The sequence below is a fragment of the Rufibacter sp. XAAS-G3-1 genome (assembly GCF_013623775.1).
Classification (GTDB): Bacteria; Bacteroidota; Bacteroidia; order Cytophagales; family Hymenobacteraceae; genus Nibribacter.
In genome coordinates this window covers 22,985-42,271 of sequence record NZ_JABFAM010000016.1, presented here as the reverse complement: position 1 = coordinate 42,271, position 19,287 = coordinate 22,985, and the positions used below count along the sequence as shown (strand labels likewise).

At 50.7% G+C, this 19,287-nt stretch carries 10 protein-coding genes, 1 tRNA gene, 1 pseudogene and 1 riboswitch; of the genes and pseudogenes, 5 read left to right on the top strand and 7 right to left on the bottom strand.

What is annotated here, in order from left to right:
* Nucleotides 1-35 precede the first annotated feature (35 nt).
* Nucleotides 36-2,477 (bottom strand): TonB-dependent receptor, encoded by a 2,442-nt coding sequence (locus HHO50_RS16815; RefSeq protein WP_181307639.1) that lies wholly within the window; start codon nucleotides 2,475-2,477, stop codon nucleotides 36-38.
* A gap of 580 nt (nucleotides 2,478-3,057) precedes the next feature.
* Between HHO50_RS16815 and HHO50_RS16810 the strand changes: the two genes are divergently transcribed.
* The 5 genes from HHO50_RS16810 (at nucleotide 3,058) to HHO50_RS16790 (ending at nucleotide 10,344) form a co-directional block, all read left to right on the top strand.
* Nucleotides 3,058-6,282 carry a S41 family peptidase gene (locus HHO50_RS16810; protein WP_181307636.1) on the top strand — a complete coding sequence of 1,075 codons (3,225 nt, stop codon included), beginning with the start codon at nucleotides 3,058-3,060 and terminating at the stop codon, nucleotides 6,280-6,282.
* Nucleotides 6,283-6,861: 579 nt separating this feature from the next.
* Entirely contained in the window at nucleotides 6,862-7,407 is a 546-nt protein-coding gene (locus HHO50_RS16805; protein ID WP_181307634.1) for an RNA 2'-phosphotransferase, read from the top strand.
* 374 nt (nucleotides 7,408-7,781) lie between these two features.
* Nucleotides 7,782-9,098, top strand: coding sequence for a hypothetical protein (locus HHO50_RS16800; RefSeq protein WP_181307632.1), 1,317 nt, complete (start codon nucleotides 7,782-7,784; stop codon nucleotides 9,096-9,098).
* Nucleotides 9,099-9,517: 419 nt separating this feature from the next.
* Nucleotides 9,518-9,592 (top strand) — tRNA-Glu (locus HHO50_RS16795).
* 401 nt (nucleotides 9,593-9,993) lie between these two features.
* On the top strand, nucleotides 9,994-10,344 hold the full coding sequence (locus HHO50_RS16790; protein ID WP_181307630.1) for a hypothetical protein: 351 nt from the start codon (nucleotides 9,994-9,996) through the stop codon (nucleotides 10,342-10,344).
* Here the strand turns inward: HHO50_RS16790 and HHO50_RS16785 are convergent.
* From HHO50_RS16785 to HHO50_RS16765, 6 genes and pseudogenes are all read right to left on the bottom strand, one after another.
* Entirely contained in the window at nucleotides 10,317-11,777 is a 1,461-nt protein-coding gene (locus HHO50_RS16785; RefSeq protein WP_181307628.1) for a T9SS type A sorting domain-containing protein, read from the bottom strand. The genes HHO50_RS16790 and HHO50_RS16785 overlap by 28 nt on opposite strands.
* Before the next feature lie 48 nt (nucleotides 11,778-11,825).
* Nucleotides 11,826-13,223 carry a tail fiber domain-containing protein gene (locus HHO50_RS16780; protein ID WP_181307626.1) on the bottom strand — a complete coding sequence of 466 codons (1,398 nt, stop codon included), beginning with the start codon at nucleotides 13,221-13,223 and terminating at the stop codon, nucleotides 11,826-11,828.
* A 605-nt stretch (nucleotides 13,224-13,828) separates the two neighbouring features.
* The gene (locus tag HHO50_RS21585; RefSeq protein ID WP_370457622.1) at nucleotides 13,829-14,158 is read right to left on the bottom strand and encodes a class I SAM-dependent methyltransferase; all 330 of its coding nucleotides are present in this window, start codon (nucleotides 14,156-14,158) and stop codon (nucleotides 13,829-13,831) included.
* Entirely contained in the window at nucleotides 14,158-14,418 is a 261-nt protein-coding gene (locus HHO50_RS21580) for a hypothetical protein (RefSeq protein WP_370457621.1), read from the bottom strand. Before HHO50_RS21580 ends, HHO50_RS21585 begins: the two co-directional genes overlap by 1 nt.
* A riboswitch (TPP riboswitch) is annotated at nucleotides 14,380-14,476 on the bottom strand. It overlaps the preceding gene by 39 nt.
* A 443-nt stretch (nucleotides 14,477-14,919) precedes the next feature.
* Nucleotides 14,920-15,360, bottom strand: a pseudogene (locus HHO50_RS21055) (IS982 family transposase); the annotation flags it as partial.
* 1,473 nt (nucleotides 15,361-16,833) lie between these two features.
* Nucleotides 16,834-18,603, bottom strand: a complete 1,770-nt coding sequence (locus HHO50_RS16765) for an APC family permease (RefSeq protein ID WP_181307624.1) — start codon at nucleotides 18,601-18,603, stop codon at nucleotides 16,834-16,836.
* Nucleotides 18,604-19,287 lie beyond the last annotated feature (684 nt).

Below are 19,287 nucleotides of genomic sequence, written 5' to 3'. Positions count from 1 at the left end.
CCGGCAGCTGGTAAACTTTGGCAGCAATTTTAATCTTAGAAGCGGTAGGTAACGGTTCCGGAGAAGTTTCTTGGCTGAATGCGGTCAATGAAGCTGGTACGGTACGCATCATACCCTACTTTGTCAAAGATGTTGTTAAACAACACCCGCACTCCCCAGTGCTCCTGAAACTCATAGCCCAGCTGCGCATTTACCAGGGTATAGGCTTTGTTATACCAAGGGGCGGTGTTTGGGTCAATGTTGTGGTATTGGACACCTTCCAGCGTCCAGTCATTGTAAGGGCGTTTGCCTAGGTAATAGGTACCCAACCCAACGTTCAGGCCTCTCAGCGCGCCTTCATGCACCGAATAATTCGCCCAGGCATTGAATGTATGGTCTGGGGTGTTGTTGGGAGATGAGCCGGGCACAAAGGTAGAGTGTTCTTTGTACTGGGCATCAATGTAGGCATAGCCCGCCACTACCTCTAAGTTGGGTAGAACTCTACCGGTCAACTCCACTTCCACGCCTTTGCGTTCATCGTTACCGCCTTTGGTATAGTAGCCAGCCGCTACCACCGCCCCGGTTTCATCTACCCTAAACACCTGCAGGTTCATGTCTTTGTTGTTGATCTTGTAGAGGGTCAGGTTGAATCTGAGGCGATCCGCAAACCAAGATGACTTCACCCCGGCCTCTACCTGGTCAATGCGCTCGGCACCCAGGGCATTGCCGTTCACGTCTACCACTGAGGCAGATCTGGGATTGGTGCTGTTGGTGTAAGAACCAAACAGGTTGATTCCTTCTCTTACCGTAAGCACGATGCCGGCCAAGGGGTTCCAGTAATCTGAGCGCTCAATCTTAGCGCCCTCAGGGGTGCTGGTTTGGTTGGTGCTGTACCGTACGCCGCCATGAATTCTGGCCCAGGGCGTTACCTGAATCACATCTTGGAAGGTGAGGCCTAATCTGGTGTCAAAGGAATGGGTGCCGCCGGTTCTCTGGAAGTTGGCAATGTTGTTTGGCAGGGTATTGGTGATGGTAGCCGGGTTCAGGACATCAATCTGGTCTACGGCAATGGAATTGAAGACGGGTTCCTCCAGATCAATCGTTCTGTAGTCAAAACCAACCTGGAAGGTGTGCTTCAAAAAGCCCGATTCTACATCTGCGCCTACCAGGTCTACCTGAAACACGCTGCTTTTATCAAACCGGGCCTGGTTGTGGGCAATGGAACGGTTGAAGATATGGTTCTGATCTACGTTGATTCCTTTGCTCACATCTCTGCGGGCGGCGGCCAAACTGGTTCTTATGGCGTCTGAATCATAATTAGAACGGAAATAGGCCGCCCGCAGGTAAACGTTATCCGTTAAATCACGCTTGATTCTGGCCGCAAACGTGGTATGTTTCACCATTGACAGGTCAGATTCAAACCCCAGGAACTGTTCTCTGGGCAGGTCATAGATTTGGTTCTCTTTATTGCCTACGCTCAGGTTAACGGTACCGGCGTCTATGGTTTGGTTGTTGTTGTAGTAATCCATCTCTAACACCACTGAGGTCTTGGCATCTGGCCGCCACGCCAAAGAGGGATTTATATAGAAGGATTCTTTGACCATGTGGTCTCTGAACTTGCCTCCGGTTTCATACGCGCCATTTAATCTGAAGGCCAAGGTATTGGCTTCGTTCAGCACGCCTTGCACATCAAACGTAGGCCTGATAAGACCGAAGCTGCCTACCCGCAGAGATGCCTGTCCGGCATTCTCAAACTTGGGGGTTTTGGTCACTACGTTCACAATTCCGCCGGGGCCGCCTAAGTCAGTGGCGGCGCCCATGGTCACGGAGGAAGCGCCTTTCAGCACCTGTATGCTCTCCACGCCCTGCATGTCGGTGGAGAAGCCCATGCCTCTAAAATCGGTGAGCACGCGCACGCCATTCTTCAGCGTGGGAATTCCCCTGAAGCCTCGGGAAGAAATACTTTCCCTTACGCCGCCGTAGGTGGAGTAGGTATACACGCCGGGCACGTTTCTAGCCGCTTCCATGACGGTCAAGGCTCCCTGCTGCTCAATTAAACGGTCTGAGATAACGGAGATGGACTGGATCTGGTCAATGGGCTTTAAGGGAAGGCGGGTGATGGCATCCAATTTCTCGGGCTGCTTCTCCCGTTCCCCAAACACCTCTACCTGCCCAATCTGGCTGGCTACGGGTTTCATAGCAAAGGAAAGCTCCAGTTCCTGATTGGCCTGAAGCTGAAACTTCTTGTCAATGGTCTGGAACCCAAGCATGGAAATTCTTATCTGGTAAGTACCCTCGGCCAAGGGCTTCAGGGTATAGTAACCGGCGTCATTCGTAGAGGTGCCGTAGGAAGTGCCCACCAGGGCTACGGTCGCGAACGCGAGAGGGCTTCCGTTTTCCTGCGTCACCGTACCTCTAATGATAGAAGTATGGCGCTGCGCATAGGCAAATTGGGTGAGAAGCAGAAGGAAGCTATAGACAGTAAGTTTTTTGAACATTACGGGTAGGGTTTGAAAACTGTGGTAGAAAACTCTATTCACCGCGGTGCTGTAACTCGTCAGTTTGGCACCGCTATTATTTAGACTACTTCTAAACAGAAACAAACTAACTACCTATTTAGATTAATTACAAATAATAGAGTAAAGTTTTTTGATAGTAAGGGAACTTATTTGACCCAGACCGTTTTTTCCGCTTCCCTCCTTCAGGTTTCACTCCTAATATTAATACCACCTATCGCCTTCTGTTCCATTCCTTGGAACGGGTCACACTACCTGGTTCCTTTACCCTTATTTTGAAGCTGTTTGGGGTTTTCTGCCTGTTTTCAGAAAAACAACCTAAAAACAGAGGTACAAGCAGATGCTTACGCCAGAGCATAAACAAACCTCTTGATTTTGGCCTGTTTTTGTAAAAACAGCCTGGAAACGACGGCACAAGCGGACGCCTGCACCAGGGGAATTGCTTTAAATGCCGGTTTATGTAAACTCTCAACAGGTTCTCAAGGCAAAGAAACGCAGCAACACAACTCTGTTTTCAAATCCACGCGCCACTCCGTAACTTACTGCGTCATTCTATTTCTGTATGCTAAAGAAACTACTCTATACCGGTGCCTTGCTGGCCACCACGCTTAGCGCGGCAAACGCCCAGGACGCGCCGTCGTGGCTGCGCTACTCTTCCATTTCGCCCGACGGGCAAACCATTGTCTTCACCTACAAAGGCGACCTTTACCGGGTACCCGCCAGTGGCGGAACTGCCGTGCCCCTTACCATTCATGAGGCCCACGATTACATGCCGGTGTGGAGCAAAGACGGCAAAACCATTGTGTTCGCGTCTGACCGGTACGGCAACTTTGACTTGTTCCAGATGCCCGCCACGGGGGGCGAGGCCCAGCGCATGACGTTCCACTCGGCCAACGAGTATCCGTATGAGTTCAGCCCCGACGGGAAGACCGTCTATTTTGGTTCTACCCGCCTGGACATGGCTTCCAACCGCCAGTACCCTACGTTTTACCAGCCTGAGCTGTACAAAGTAGGATTGGCCGGAGGCCGGGTGCAGCAGGTATTGACGACGCCCGCCGAGGAAGTGAAGCTGAGCCAGAACGGCCAGATCATGCTGTACCAAGACAAGAAAGGCGGCGAAAACCAATGGCGGAAACACCACGTTTCTGCCGTTACCCGTGACCTGTGGAGTTTTGACGCCAAAACCGGCAAGCACACCAAACTCACCACCTACGCCGGTGAAGACCGCACCCCCGTTTTCGCCGACAATGACAAAACCATCTATTACCTGAGTGAGGAAAGCGGCACGTTCAATGTGCACCGCCTGGCCGCCGACCAACCCGGCACCTCCACCCAAGTTACCAAATTCACCAAGCACCCGGTTCGCTTCCTGACGGCATCTAACAACGGCATGCTCTGCTTCGGGTTTGACGGTGACCTGTACACCATGCAGCCCAACGGTGCGCCGCAGAAGGTGAACGTGCGCATTGCTACTGGTGCCAAAACCAATAATGAGCGCATTGTGCCCGTGGCCGGAAACGGCGTGCAGGATCTGGCGGTGTCGCCTAACGGCAAAGAAGTGGCCTTCATCTACCGGGGCGAAGTGTTTGTCTCTGCCGTGGAAGGAAACGCCACCAAACGCATCACCAACACCCCAGAGCAGGAGCGCCACGTGAGCTTCTCCCCAGACGGCAAAACCCTGATTTACGCCACCGAGCGCGGCAAAGGCTGGAAAATCTACCAGACCCAGATCAGCCGCAAAGAGGAGCCTTACTTCTACGCCTCTACCCTGCTCCATGAAACGGCCCTCATTGACAACGACAAGGAAAACTACGAGCCCCAGTTCTCGCCAGACGGCAAAGAGATCGCGTTTCTGGAAGACCGCATCACCCTCAAGGTGTATAATACAAAGGACAAGAAGGTACGCACCCTGCTCACCACCAATGAGCTGTTCTCCATGCGCGACAACGACCAGTACTTTACCTGGAGCCCAGACAGCAAATGGATCGCCTTTGATTTCTCAGAACCGGGTTTCGCCAATGGCGAAGTAGGCCTGATCTCTGCCGATGGAAAAGGTAAAAAAATAAACCTCACGGAGAGCGGCTACCAGGATGACTCCCCGCAGTGGATGGCGGGGGGCAACATGCTGATCTGGAACAGTACCCGTGAGGGCATGCGCTCCCAAGCCACCAGTGGCGGGGCCCAGTCAGACATCTTCGCCCTGTTCATGACCCAGGGAGCGTATGACAAATTCAGGTTGAGCAAAGAAGATTATGCGCTCATCAAAGAGCAGGAAGAGAAAGCCGCCAAAGAGAAGGAGAAAGACAAAAAGAAGAAACAAGACGAAGAGCCCCTGGCCATTGACTGGGAAGGCCTGAAAACCCGCAAAGCCCGCCTAACCCTGCACTCGGCCCCCTTAGGTGACGCCCTGGTGTCTAAAGACGGTGAGACGCTCTATTACCTGGCCCGGTTTGAGAAAGGCTACAATCTCTGGAGCACCAACCTGCGCACGAAGGAAACCAAAATGGCCGTGACCCTGAACGCGAACCGTGCCAGCATGGACTGGGACAAAGAATACAAAAACCTGTTCCTGCTTGCCGATGGCCGCGTGATTAAACTAGACCCCACCGCCAACAAGCAGGAGAACGTGAGCATCAGCGGCGACCTGAACCTGAACGTGGCGGCGGAACGCGCTTTCATGTTTGAGCACGTATGGCGCCGCACGCAGAAAACCTTTTACACCGCCGGTTTCCACGGGGCCAACTGGAAAGGCCTGAAAGGCGATTATGAGAAGTACCTGCCCCACCTCAGCAACAACTATGAGTTCTCTGAGATGCTGAGCGAATTGTTGGGTGAACTGAACGTCTCCCACTCCGGCTCCAGCTTCGCCAACGTGCCGGTGAACGCCGATGCCACTGCTTCATTGGGCGTTTTCTATGACCAGAACTTTACCGGAAACGGCCTCAAAATAGAGGAAGTACTCTTGGGTGGCCCCCTCCAGAAAGCCGGTTTGGACGTGAAGCCCGGCATGGTCATTGAGAAGATAGACGGTGAAACGCTTTCCCCAGACAAAGACTACGCCCAGTTCCTGAACCGAAAAGCCGACAAGAACACGCTGCTCACCGTTTTTGACCCGAATTCCCGAAAACGCCGCGAAATCACGGTAAAGCCTATCTCCGCCGGTGAGGAGAACACCTTACTATATAAGCGCTGGGTACGCCGCAACGCCGAAGAGGTAGACCGCCTGAGCAACGGCCAACTGGGTTACGTGCACATTGCGGGCATGAACGACCCTGCCTACCGTACCGTGTACGAGGAAGTGATGGGCAAGTACGCCAACCGCAAAGGCATGGTGGTAGACACCCGCCACAACAGCGGCGGCGACCTGGTGGCAGATTTAGCCATGTTCCTGAGCGGAAAGATGTTCCTGAACTACACCACGGATAACCGCGCGGTGGGCATTGAACCTTCCTTCCGGTGGACGAAACCCAGCATCGCGCTGGCCAACGAAGCCAACTACTCAGACGGCCACTGCTTCGCGTTCAGTTACGTTGACCTGAAGTTAGGCAAACTGGTGGGCATGCCGGTACCGGGCACCTGCACCTGGGGCGGCTGGGAAAACCTGCAAGACAGCAGCGTGCGTTGGGGTGTTCCGCCCCTGGGCGTGAAAGACGTGCAAGGCCGCTACCTTGAGAACCTGCAAACCGAGCCAGACGTGAAAGTGATGAACGAATACGAACTGGTAAGCAAAGGCAAAGACCAACAGCTGGAAGTAGCCGTACAAGAGCTACTGAAAGAAGTGAAGTAATATCCTACCATAGAAACAGAAAAGCCCGGTTCAGCCGGGCTTTTCTGTTTCTATGGTAGTCCTAGATTCCACTCGCTCGCCTCTGGCGAGGGTGGGTTCCCCGCGGCCTCTGGCCGCTAGGAAGAACATTAGGAATGACTTTACTTTTCTTTCAAATAGTCCAAAAGCTTTCAGTTCCTGTTTCGGGCCTGTTTTTGGAAAATCAGGCCCGAAACGGAGCTATCCTATAATACGCCCAGAGGCCGCGGGTAACCCTCCCGCGGCCGAGAGGCAAGCGAGTGCTTTTTCGTTTATCATTACTTTTAATGAACTACCCTTTTTCTATGCAACAGGAGACATCTTCACAGCCTGTTTCCAGTGTCTTTTTCAAAAAACGGCCGTAAAACAGGAAGAATATCTGAGACACAAATAAGGATACCTCCCGTTTCTTTGCCATCCTGGAAGGCTCTTGGTGCCAAACGGCAGTAGCAATTAGTAATGGAAATTTTAGCTTGCCCACAAGATCTTTCCAAGATGGCAAAGTGTCTATTTTATTTTGTCCAAATACTTAATTCCTGACAACCAAAACCCTTGCGTTAGATGAAAGACAGAGACATCAGTAAATTCCTGAGCTTGGTTCTTCGGCACAAGCCGGAGGTTTTAGGCATTGACTTAGATGAGGAAGGCTGGGCCAATGTTGATCTGCTATTACAGAAAATGCAAGCCCAAGGGAAGCCTCTAACGCAGGAGAGACTGGAAGAAGTTGTTGCGAGCAATGACAAACAACGCTTCGCCTTCAATGAAAAGCACACCCAGATCAGGGCCAGCCAAGGACATTCTGTTCCGGTAGATTTAAAGTTGCAGCCCGTACCTCCGCCAGAGTTTCTGTACCATGGCACGGCAGAACACCAGGTTGCGTCTATTCAGAGAGAAGGTTTGCAGCGGCACTCCCGGCAGTACGTGCATTTATCTGCTGAGGTAGAAACCGCATCCAAAGTAGGGGCCCGCCACGGGAAACCCTTCATCTTTCTGGTAAGAAGTGGCCAGATGCACCAAAACGGTGTAAAATTCTATCAATCTGAGAATAAGGTCTGGCTCACTTATGCTGTGGCTCCCAGCTATCTGGAAGCCTACACAGGTTCTTAAAAGCACGCATGCCCCCGTTTTCGGGCCAGATTTCAGAAAACAGCTCCTTTTCAGAAGAGATGGCTCCCTTGGGTTTCCCTAGTGCTTGCCTACCTCAAAATACCTGCAAAACAGAGTATCTCAATTCCTATTCCTGTAGGAAAGCAAGTCCATTTATGATCTTCCGCGCGGCCGTTTATCTGCTCCGCTACAAATTATCCTAAAAGTACAAGTCTTAGGAGTATGCTTTGCGTACAAGCTTCAATGGCCAGAAAATTTGTTCAGGCCAGGATTGAACGGGTGATGAAGTAGCAACACATTTGTCTTAGGACTTGCCCCTTGCGGGAGTCCAGAATACGAAAGCCTTTTTCTAACCACAGAAAAATATACAGGATATGCAGGTGACGGAAAAACTCAGGACTTATTACCACTATTACCAGGACTTGAAAGAGAAAGGTGGTCCGGAGGAAAACACGGAGTTGTTTGAATCGGTGGTGGAGTTGGAGGAGGACATTATGGCTGCCTACGGTCTTCCGCCCTCTCATACCCATCTCCAGATTCTGTGGCAATTGACCGAAACCGTTCCTTTGTCTGAGGAAGCGCTACAGGAAACCCAGCAGCAGTTGCAAGTGGCCGCCACCGAGCATCTGATGGCACCGGTCAAAACAAACCTGGAAGTCTTGCTGGAGGCCAAAAACGAGAAGCTGAGTGCCTTCAACGTCTTGCCCGAGATTGGGCAACCCACCCATGACTATCCTATCTTCCTGTTTGAGGAAATGCTGCTGAAAGACAGGGCCACGCCCGAAGCCGTTCTGCAGGAAATGGAAAAGGTAAAAGAACTGGACTGCTACGGCGAGGTGGCCACCCTGCTTTACTACCATAGAAAGACGTTCAGAAAGACCAAAATCTATAAGAAACTCAAAAACAAGCTTCAGTTTCTGGACATGTACCTTCAACAACTAGCGGCCATAGGCGATAGCGCCGAACACAGTATCTTTGTTTCCAGCCTTTTCTTGCAGGAAAACAAAGACGCCCAGCTTCTGGAGCAGCTAGCCACCCTTCCTGCGCCCGCGGTTTCTACCTCTCACGGCATTGATCCCTCCACCTACTCCCCCCAATCCATCTTACTTTCAGATCCTTTTGAAATGGAGGAGATTGTCTACGCCGAAGACACGGCGGTAACGGTAACGGGAAGATTACACACCGGTTCTGCCTCCAAAGCCGTATCGCTGGGCTTTGACCTGGGTGATCTTTCACATTTGTTGGCCCATTACCCACAAGGCCTGCAGATTCTGGCCTTGTTTTCCCAAAAATCAGCAGAACAGGCCCTGGACTCCCCCGTCATCATCAACCTGATCAACAGCACCGGAAGCACGTTCCTTGCCGACGAGCACTACTTCAAGGTCTACAAACCCCTGGTGCTGGACGAAGAAGGCACGCACCAGATTATGCAAGACGAGTTTTACCTGGTGGACGAGGTTGTGGAAAGAACAGCGTTTGATGCAGCGCAGGTAGAAACTTCTGAAAAATCACTCCACGGCCTCTTCCAACTTATCCGAAGTTGCTACCAACAATACCTTAATCACCTACAGGAAGGCACCTCTGAACAGGAGGCCCGCAAAGCCAATAGCCTTTCTGATCCCATCGTTTTTGAACTGGCAAGAAACCTGTACAACATTGAGAAACACGGCGGCAAGGTAAACTTTGACTAACTTCCTTTCTCCTGCCCACCAAGCAACCGTGATCCTGACAGGGCATAGTTTGATACCAGGTCAGAAACGGTGGATGTCCGCCCGTTTTGAGGCTGTTTTTCTCAAAAGTACTCAAAAGCCTGCAGGCTCCTTTGGGCAGCTTAGAGAAAGGTGCATTCTGGCTAAGGTTGAATCATGTGAAATTTTGTCCACAAAAAAAGCAAATACGTCTAAAGCCGCCCCCTGTTTCAAGGCTCCTTTCAAGAAAACAGCCCTAAAACAGGAGGCCCGCGAAATTATTTTCAGGAGAAACGTCCTTTGAGAACCAATCACTTATCCATCAAAAGACCGCATCTAAAGCAAAAGCTGAACTTTTTTCTTTCAGATGTTTGGCAGATCAGAATCACCCTTCTATATTTGCACCATCAAAACCGAAAGATGGTCCGTTCGTCTAGGGGTTAGGACACCAGATTTTCATTCTGGTAACAGGGGTTCGATTCCCCTACGGACTACCAGAGGGGAAAAGCAGGAAATATCCAGCTTTTCCCCTTTTTGTTTTCCCGCCATTTTCTGCGATATCTCCGCCTAAAAGCGAGTTCACCCGCTTGGTTCGCTAAGCCTCTTTTCGCCCAACCTTACCGTATTCCTCCTACTACATCACCCTTCTCTGCTGCTCTCCAACCTACTTTATAAGTTTGGCTTAATAGCTTATCGTCTATTTGAAAAACAATATAAAGGTGGCTACCCTCACGGTTCCTTAAGCTTAAATTCATATCTTCCTATGAATAAGGTATCCAAAATTGAATCAATGAACCATCTTGCTATAATCAGGCGACACCTAGCCATCCTACGCCTGGTTCAACCGCCCTTTCGGTACCCTACCAAAGAGAAGTTACGGCATCGATTAGAGGAAGAAATGTTGGAACCCATTTCTTATCGAACATTTGAGCGTGATAAGAAAGACATATTTAATTGTTATGGCGTTAATATTACCTTTTGCCCAAGGCAGAAGGGATACTACCTGGACCAACCCACTGACGAAGACCTCTCCAATTTCCATCAGTTTATACAGTTGATGGAGCGGAGTGAACGGCTAGCGTTTCTCACCCATTCCTCTGACGCCCTGCGCACCAGTCAATACCTGTTGCTGGAAGATTTCAATTGCACCTCAGTGGTAAAGAAAGTGGTGCCCGCAGAGTCCCGCACCGTGATGGTCTTGGCTCTTTTAAAAGGCAATTTTTACTCCTTTCTAAGCTTGAACACCTGAGTAGTTCCCTCGGCAATGACCTCCAGCAGGTACAGACCCTCGGCCAGCTCAGGCAGCTCCCCCAGTATCACCCTGCCATCCTTTACTTCTGTCTGGCTGCTGTATAGGGTTTTCCCCTGCAGGTCATAGAGACGGAAACCGGCAGCCATTCCGGACCTATCAAAATCCACCGTAAGCCCGAGCCCATGAACGATGAAGGGGTTTGGGAATACTGAAATCTTCATCGCTGCTGATTTACCCTTCCGTTCTACGGCCACCACTTTGCTGTACTCAAAGTTTCCGTCTAAGTCTACCTGGCGCAGGCGGTAGTAGAAAATGCCTTGGCCAGCCGCAGCCGTGTTATCCATAAATCCATACCTCTGCAGAAGGGCACTGGTGCCGGCGGCGGCCACTTCCCCAAGATCAGAAAAGTCTTTTGCGTTGACAGCCCGCTGTACTATGAAGGAGGATGAGTTTATCTCAGAAGCAGTTGACCAGGACAGTTGAATTCCTGCCGCAGTGGCCTTGCCCTCAAAAGAAAGCCAGGTGACCGGCAAAGGAACGGGCACATTACTGACGGTCCACATGGCGGAACTCCCGGTCTGCACTGTTACGCTCTGCAAATTCCCGTACATAGACAAGTTAATCGGTACCATTCCTCCAACGGGCAGCCAGGTTGCCCCCTTGTCTTCACTTTTCCATACCTGGGCCAGGTTTTCGGGAAAGGCTAGCCCGTTATTCTCACTGGTGAGCCAACTTAAAGTAAGGTCAATAGTTTTGTCTGCGGGCGTAAACTGCGTTTCTATATCCCAGTGCCGTTCAATACCTTGTACATCGGGGTTGTTCGGGCTGACTATTGCGCCAAGAGCCCCGGTTATCCGAGAAATGGTTACTTGGCCCCAGTCACCGCCGTCTGGGTTCTGAAAAGTAACGCCTATGTTGCCAAAGTGCTGGCTGGTAGTTGCAGGGCTTACGGGCATAACTTTGGTTAGCTCTCCTTCATAAAGGCGGTCATTGTTTTCCGTGATGCTGCCCTCCAGGACTATGGATTTACCAGCGGCGGCCGTTAAACTACCATTGGTAAAGGTTAAATTGCCAGTAACGGTAAGGTAATCCAAATGCGTAGCACCGGCACTATTGTTTACTTGCAGGTTATGGACCGCTGTACCGGAAATCTGCTGCGCGCCGGTGCCGTTTAGTTCTAAGGTGCCGGTACCGGTATATAAAGCCGGGCTGTTAAGTTGCCAATTTTCTGATACCTGGATGGTTCCGTTGTTCTCTACGGAAGGCACGGCGGCCCCGCTGACGCTGCTGTTCACGAAACCGCCTTTCACGGTAAGCACCGCCCCGCCAGATACAAAAATGGAGGCTCCGTTATTTGTGATGATGTCCTGGGCCTGCCCCTCAGAGGCCAGACAACCCAGGCAAACAGGGAAAAGCAACGCTGCTTTCATTCCTTTTAAAAATTGCATAAGCTATTCGCCTGATTGCTTTTCTATAAACTATTTCTGGGCTTGGGGACTGACAGGCACTTCACCTGAGAGTTTGGCCACCTGCTCCTGCAGGTGTTGCAAGGCGGCATCGGTTTTCTGGGCGTTGGCTTGCAGCGCGGCATTCTGAAGAAGTAGCAGCTCTAGCTGCTTTTGCAGCTCCCTTGTTCTTTTCTCCAGTGCCTGGATGGCGACCATGTTCACTCCATCAATATCGATGGTGTTAATGGTGGTGTCGCGGCCGATGCCGTCAAGACGGAAGGCGGAGTAAAAATCCTGAGCCATGGGGCCTATGTGGCGTTCATTTGGGGTCTGAGACTTGTAGTTCCACTCGGTGACGGGCAGGGCTGCCACTTTAAGCAGTACCTGCTCAGCGTCTATGGGGCGGAAGTTCTCTTTGCGGGTGCTGTCTGAAACAGAGCTCCAGGAACCGCCCCCCGCAGCCACCTCTACGCCAGAAGTAGCATTTGCAGTGGAGTATAGTATATAACCACCAGTAAAGCGCATTATCATCTGGTTATTGGCAGTTGGTTTAGTAATCATTCCATAAGAGCCGTTGTCGCCCATAATTACTCCGCCTTGCCTATTATCTGTAGATACCATTGAACCTATGGCAGTACTATAGTGCCCGGAAGCTGTTACGGAGTTGCCTGATGCAAACGAATAATTACCGGAGGCTATAGCGTTATGGCCTGATGCAAACGAATTTTCACCGGTAGCTCTTGTTCCGTTACCCAAGGCAATGGCATTACTGCCCGAAGCCACGACGTCAGAGCCCATCCCTACCGAATTACGGCCCACGTTTGCGCCATCCCACTGGCCACCGCTTACCTGGCCCACCCTGAAAGCGGCCCTTTCCGGCGACCAGAGCAATCTGGTGCCAGCACCTGATATGGTATTAAAATCACTATCCGACTTAAATGTTCCGGTAGAAAGAATACCGGCGCCAGTATGTTCTTCTAACCCCGCGTAAACTGTGGCATTCCGTTTAGGGCCTATGCTCACCTTGCCGTCAGAGTCTACCCTTAAGCCGCTGGCGCTTACAGCGGCAGCAGACGTTGTTTGCCCCACCAGCACTTTATCAGAGAGGTTCAGGTTTTGAGTAGCCTTGTGGTTGCCTAAATTATCACCGCCGGGGCTCAGAGCCGTCCAGCCGCCCGGGCTAACATAGTACCAGAAGCCCACCGAAGAACCGTCGGTCTGGAAAACCATCAGGCCGGTAGCCGGGCTGGCAATGGCTTGGCGCTGCACTTCCGTAAGGCGCGGAATGAGCAGGCCTTTATCAGTAGCGGCAATGTCTAGCATGGCGCTGGGGTCTGGCGGGGCAGCGGGACTAGTGCCTATGCGCACACCGGTAGATTGGCCTAACGCTGCGGAGCCGTACCCCAGGGAAAAAATTACCAGTAGCATACTAAACAGGGCTCTGATTTTACCGGGGACAATGGAATTAGGGCGTCTCTTCATTTCAATATAAAAATAGAATTAAGTGTGGTAGTTGCTACCCAAGAAAAGTTCTGCCCCAGGGTTTCAAGGACTTCTTTACTATTCCTGCTTATCTGTGGCTAGTCTGCCATAAATATAAAGTTATACCCGGATTATAAATATTCAAAAAACTTAATTTAAATAATAAAGCAGTTATATCCTAAAACATAGCAATAGGCAAAACATTTACAGCATTTTCAAGATTTTGAAAATCAACTGGTTGAATTAAAACAGACTTTAAGGACTTACCCTCTAGAGGTTAAGAAAGCGGGTAGAAGAAACAGAGCCCGGAAGAGAATTACTAATGATTTTTTTGAAATAGATGAAAAATCGGCCTTTGGTGCGCCGCTATCAGGCATACTTTCGCCCTTGTCCTGGGAAGTTTTTTATGGGGCCTCGTCTCGGCCCGCCGCAAGCTGGCAGGCTCTATGTTGAGCAGGGCCCCGGTTTCTTTGTTAGAGAGGTTGCTGTGGCAGTAGCTATACAGGCACAGCTCGTTCCGGATGAGGTTGGGGTACCTTGCCTGCATCTCCTCAAAGCAGCGCGGGTGCACCTGCACGAAATGGGGTTAGAACTTGCCCGGTCACCTCCCGGATTAATTTTACAGGGTCTTTGTGATATTCAAACGTAGTTATAAAGGCAAGCGCGTCGAAGATATGGTCTTTAAAAGGCATGTGGTGGGAGTCTGCCAATACCAGGTTCCCCTCAAACAGATGGATAGCTTGAGAAAGCAACAGGGGCGAGAGATCCCCTCCGGTAGCCTCGATCCCGATCTCTTTCCACCACCCGGTGAAACGGGCAGTGCCGCAGCCAAACTCAAGCAACGTTTTGATTCGCCCGTCTTTGGAGACGAGCTGTTCCATTATCTTCTTCTGCCAGACCTCTGCCCGCCTGTACCTGCCTTCATACCAGAGTTCGTAGGTGTCGTTATTCTCGCGGTTAAAGAACCATTCGGGTCTGTTTTGCCAGTTCCGCTGGCTTTGGGGATTAATCCGAAAGCTGCTTTTTCTATATCCATTTTATGTTTATTTAAAACAAAACTCCACTCACCTGGCATAAGCCAATGGAATTGAGTACAAATGGACAATTTTGCATACTGCATTCCTACGCTGGCATTATCCAAATCAGGTTCCGGGTATCATCTCAGCCTAACTAAGTGTTAAGCACCCGGTGCATTTATGAAGGACAATATAATGAACTCCCATTTAAGTCAGTTTTTAAATGACTTAAAGTTTTACTAATCAATATAAAAGCCTCATCTATCTCCTCGGACTGGCTCATTATCTATACTGCAAACTACATGTACTTAAGTACTTCTTATATTCACCTATTGCAGGTAGTTATATAAAGCTATTAAATCATTGGGGATAAGGTTCGATAATTTACTCCTACGGACTACTACAAAGCCCCTCAGTTCATTCTGAGGGGCTTTTTTTAACTCACAAGGTTGCTGTTGTCCCGTGGCGTTACATTGTCTACCGCAATCTACCTTTCAATCTGAGGGCCTTAATCAACGTAAGTTCGAGCTAAGACTAAAGTGTAAGTAGTTCAGTTTTATTCTGAAAGAATTTGAGGCTGGGCTTTTGCGGTAGGAAAGAGTAGGCAATCAGACCAGAGAGCACGTTTACCAGCCAATTATGCCTGCTTCTGTGGCGGGTATGCTGTATCTGGAAGGTAGTTCTTGAGGAAGCCCATTGACCGACTCAATCAGTGGCCGTTTCCTGGGCATGAGCTGCTCGAACTGGGCAAGGGCCTGCCTTTTCATGTTGCTCCTTAGCCTGGTGATGAACTCTACTCCTTTCGCTTTCAGCTTTTCCTTCAAGCTCCGGCTGATGTAGCCCATGTCGGCGGATAGCTTGCCCCACATACCCTGGGTGAGTTGCTCCACTGGCTTTCGGTCATCGGTGTTGCCCGGGGTTATACAGAAGGAGACGATCTCCCCTAGGTGGTTGATGACCACGTGCAGCTTATGGCCCAGGAACCAGCCGGTGGAAGCCTTGCCTCTTTTGGCGGAGCCGGCAAACACCCGGTGCTGGTGGATGCGCGGGTTCTGACAGACGGATAAAGAGGTGGAGTCGTATGAAGGCTACTCCCCCTCTTTGCGCCAGTCTGCTCCTGTGCATGAACAGGGCCAGCGGGACTGCGCAGTCCTGCATGAGCTCTGTGAAACTGCCGTAGGAGACCAGGTGCGGGAAGAAAGCGCGGTAGTCTCTGAGCACTAGCCCCTGGTAGTAGTCCTTGAAGGTGCGGTAGCCAGAGAGATGGAACAGGACAGCAATGGCCATCACCTCGCTCATGCACAGACCGCAAGGTCTCCTGCGCTGCTTTCCTTTAAGTAAGTTCTTCTCCCATTCCCCTCGGAACTCTTTCCAGAAATCGTGTACTTGGCAAAAAAATTCTATGATTCTTCATGGCTTTGCTTGTTAAAGGTTGGCTTCCCCCTCCTTTTACTCGCAAAGCCTTGTTTGTTGTTATTCTTGCATCAAACTCACGTTATTTAATGTTACTACCTTGTACCATTATGCATGATTGGTGCGACTTGGAGGGAGATGGTGGAGAGCGAAACCCACCCCTACCCCTCCGAGGAGAGGAATGCGCTTTTGCAGGGGAATAGGGGCAATGTAACCAATAACCGCTCCTGCCTTTGCTCCTGTTACTAACGCCTTTACATTCCCCAGTTCCAGTCTTCCCCGAGCGCGCCTCGCTTTTGGCCCTGGACAGACCTCAGCTAAGAGCAAAGGACTTCCCAGGCCGAAAGGGCAGTGCGAGAGGGGAAGACGGGGCCCCGCGGCCGTGAGCGCTTAGCGGAACAGATGAAACAATACAGCACTTGCACCCACGCAAAAAACAGACAAGCCAAGGGAACAGCAGATTCCGTGCATCTATTTCCACATAAAAGCAGAGACAAAAAAGGAACCATTAAGAGTATTAGTTAACGTTACTACAAGTAGAGATTCTTCCTCCGGCATTTGATCTCAGAACCAGCCCTCACTATTTACACACTCCTGCTAATTGTAACCATTCCATAGGTATACCCTAAGGCTCAAGTTTCTGCACCAGAAAATCCTGCGAGCAGAATTTGTTTAAGCCATACATGTAGGCCTCATAAAAGCTGGCAAACCTCTTGTCTAACATAAACCCATGCCTGACAACCGTGTACTGAGCGGCATGGCTCCCTGAGGCAGTTATAGAATTTTCTTTTGGAGTTTGGTCTGTGGTGCGCCCTGTGTTTCTCATACCCATCTTAGTTCAGGTATTGCTAGGCAAAGATTCGGCCAATTACTGGGTATTCTCTTACTTTCTGCAAAATCAGCACAAACCCTTCTGTTGATTTGAACTATACAGGCCAATGCCTCAATACATGAATACCTCAGACAGGATAATTTAAGAATATCCTAAGCCAAAATATTTAGCTGGGATAACACAGCACATCCCGGACAAATCCAGGCAGATGGGTTTTCCAAAGCAGATGCCTTCCTGAAACACAACAACCCCTACTCTGCTGACATCTGCAAAAGGCGGCAAGGCCGAAGACTAATCAGATAACCAGCCGCACACCGCCCAATTCTTGCAAGCCATACGGAAAGCGGTCTCCCGGCGAGCCGATGAACATGAAATTTTTAGGTATTTTCCACTTAGACGAGAGCTCCTGAATAAGTTCCGGCCCAAAGTGCCTCCCTCTGATAATGACGAAATCCACCACCAGTTCCGGATAGGCGCGATCCAGGACTTCCACCTCGTGCATCAGCTTTTTAGGGGGCTCCTCCCCTTCCCCAAGAACATTCACAATCTTAAGCCGGCTGGTATGCTCATTCTCCACAATGTAGCGCATGACCTGGTTGATGTTCGCGATGTTGTCTCCCCGGGTAAAGAAGACGAACTCCTGAGACTTGATGGTGCTGATCAGGCGCTTCATGGTATAAGACGTAATGGGGAGTATCTTTTCCAGGGGCTGCTCAATCTGCTGCAACAAGTAAGTGAAGAAACGAAGCAGCCTGATCCGGAACAGCATAATGAACACAACTGATACCGTGGGGATGAAATACTTCAGGAAAACCCATACGTAGGGAGGGTTCAAGATTGCATTGCCTACCAGGGCCGCTAAAACGGCGGAGATGGCCACAAACAGCACCATCCCGGAGGCCCGCACCGGGCGGGGCAGCCGGTTACGACGCATTTTCAGCAGAATATTCCCTACCCCAAACAAGGCCATCACACTCAGAAAAGAGATAGTGTACACGCCCGCCAAGGCCGCAATGTCGCCCTTCGTGATTAACAGGATGGAAACGCACAGCAGAAAGAAACTGATCATGATCAGAAAGGCGGAGCCCCTTTTGTTTGTGATCAACAAAAACTGGGGCAAACAGCGATCAAGGGTCATGCGGTGCACCAATCCGGTAACGCCCACATAGGAAGTGAGCACCGCGCCACTCAACACCATGGCGGCATTCACAGAGACCAACACCGCCAGCCACTTCCCGCCCGTTACCTCTCCCAGAAAGGCCAGCAAAGCCGTCTGGTTTTCGGCCACCTGGGCCATAGGAAGAATGGCGATGGCCAGAAAAGCCGTAAGCGGGTTAAAGATGGTCACGGCCAGCCACATGTTGCGCAAGGTCTTGGGGAAAACACCCGGTGCCTGTTCTTCCACAAAATTTGCCGAACTCTCAAAGCCCGAGATACCCAGCATGGCGGCGGCAAAGCCGAAAAACAAGGCTTTCCAAATACTTCCCTGCAAGGGCTGGCTGTAATTGAGGGACAGCGTGTCAACCCCATTGTTGAACAGGAAAATGGCTCCCACCACCACCAAAAGCGTGAGCGTGAAAATATGGGTGATAAAAATGATGACCGCCACAATGGATGATTCCCCAATACCCATAATGGTCAAGCCCATGAAAAGCGCCAGCAGTCCAATGGTAGCATAAATAATGGGCAACCCTTCCCACAAATGGTGCACGTAATGCATGGCCTCGCTGGCCGAAATAACCGCCGTAGCCATGTAGGATAGCAGCGTAAGGCAGGCCGCCAATGAGGCCGTGCTCTTGCTGGTGGTGTTGAGCAACGCATTGTAAGCCCCTCCGTTCAACGGCAAGGCGCCCACCACCTCCCCATAGATGCTCCGGAACAGGTACAGCACCCCACCCACCATCAGAAGCGCCACCCACGCGTACTGCCCCGCGTAGATAATGGCCAGCGCCGAAACGTAGAGGCACGAGGAAGTGATATCGTTCCCGCAGATAGCGGTGGCCGACAGTTCTTTTAACTTAGGCGCGTGCGAGGGTGAAACAGCGTTAGAAAGATCCTTCTCCATTTGTCTTATCCGGAAATATCATGCAGTATACGACCTTTTATGACTAAGCTGCCAGGGGTATTTCACCACCCATAAAATAAGGCAGAAAAAGGGGCTTGCCACAGCTTTCAGGTGTAAGTGATGCTAACGGCGTTCCAGAACCTCAGGTAAGAAAAAGAAAGGCCGCCACGTGTACTTCTGGTAAAAGGAATTATGCATAGTGACCTATCGCCGTCTTCGGTTCCGGCGCAAGCGTGGCCTTATGCCATCGTTTTTAGGCTACTTTTAAGAAAACAGGCCAGAAACAGCTTTCTGTTTCATGAAGCTCAGGTACAAGGATTCAGGCACAAGCGTACACGTGGGGCAAAGGACTTTCTTTCCTCCCATTCTCCTATAAGAATGATACGTGTGCCGTTTCATGTCAACCACATTTATGCTAGCGCTACACGTGCGGTAGGATACACTGGTTTTCCGCAACAAGAGGGCTCACCCCCAAAGTGGGGAGCACCGCCGATGGGTTTGGGGGCTGTTTTACGGAAAATAGGCTCAAAACGTGGAATCCGGCGTTATTAGATTTCGGTAGAGATCAGGCACCAACTTGTCCCCTGCACGCATTGCTTTCTACGGCTGGTTTTCTGCGGGTGCAGAAAGCCTCCCTTCGCCCAGCGTTTTGGGACTGGTTTCAGGAAAATGGGCCAGAATGGT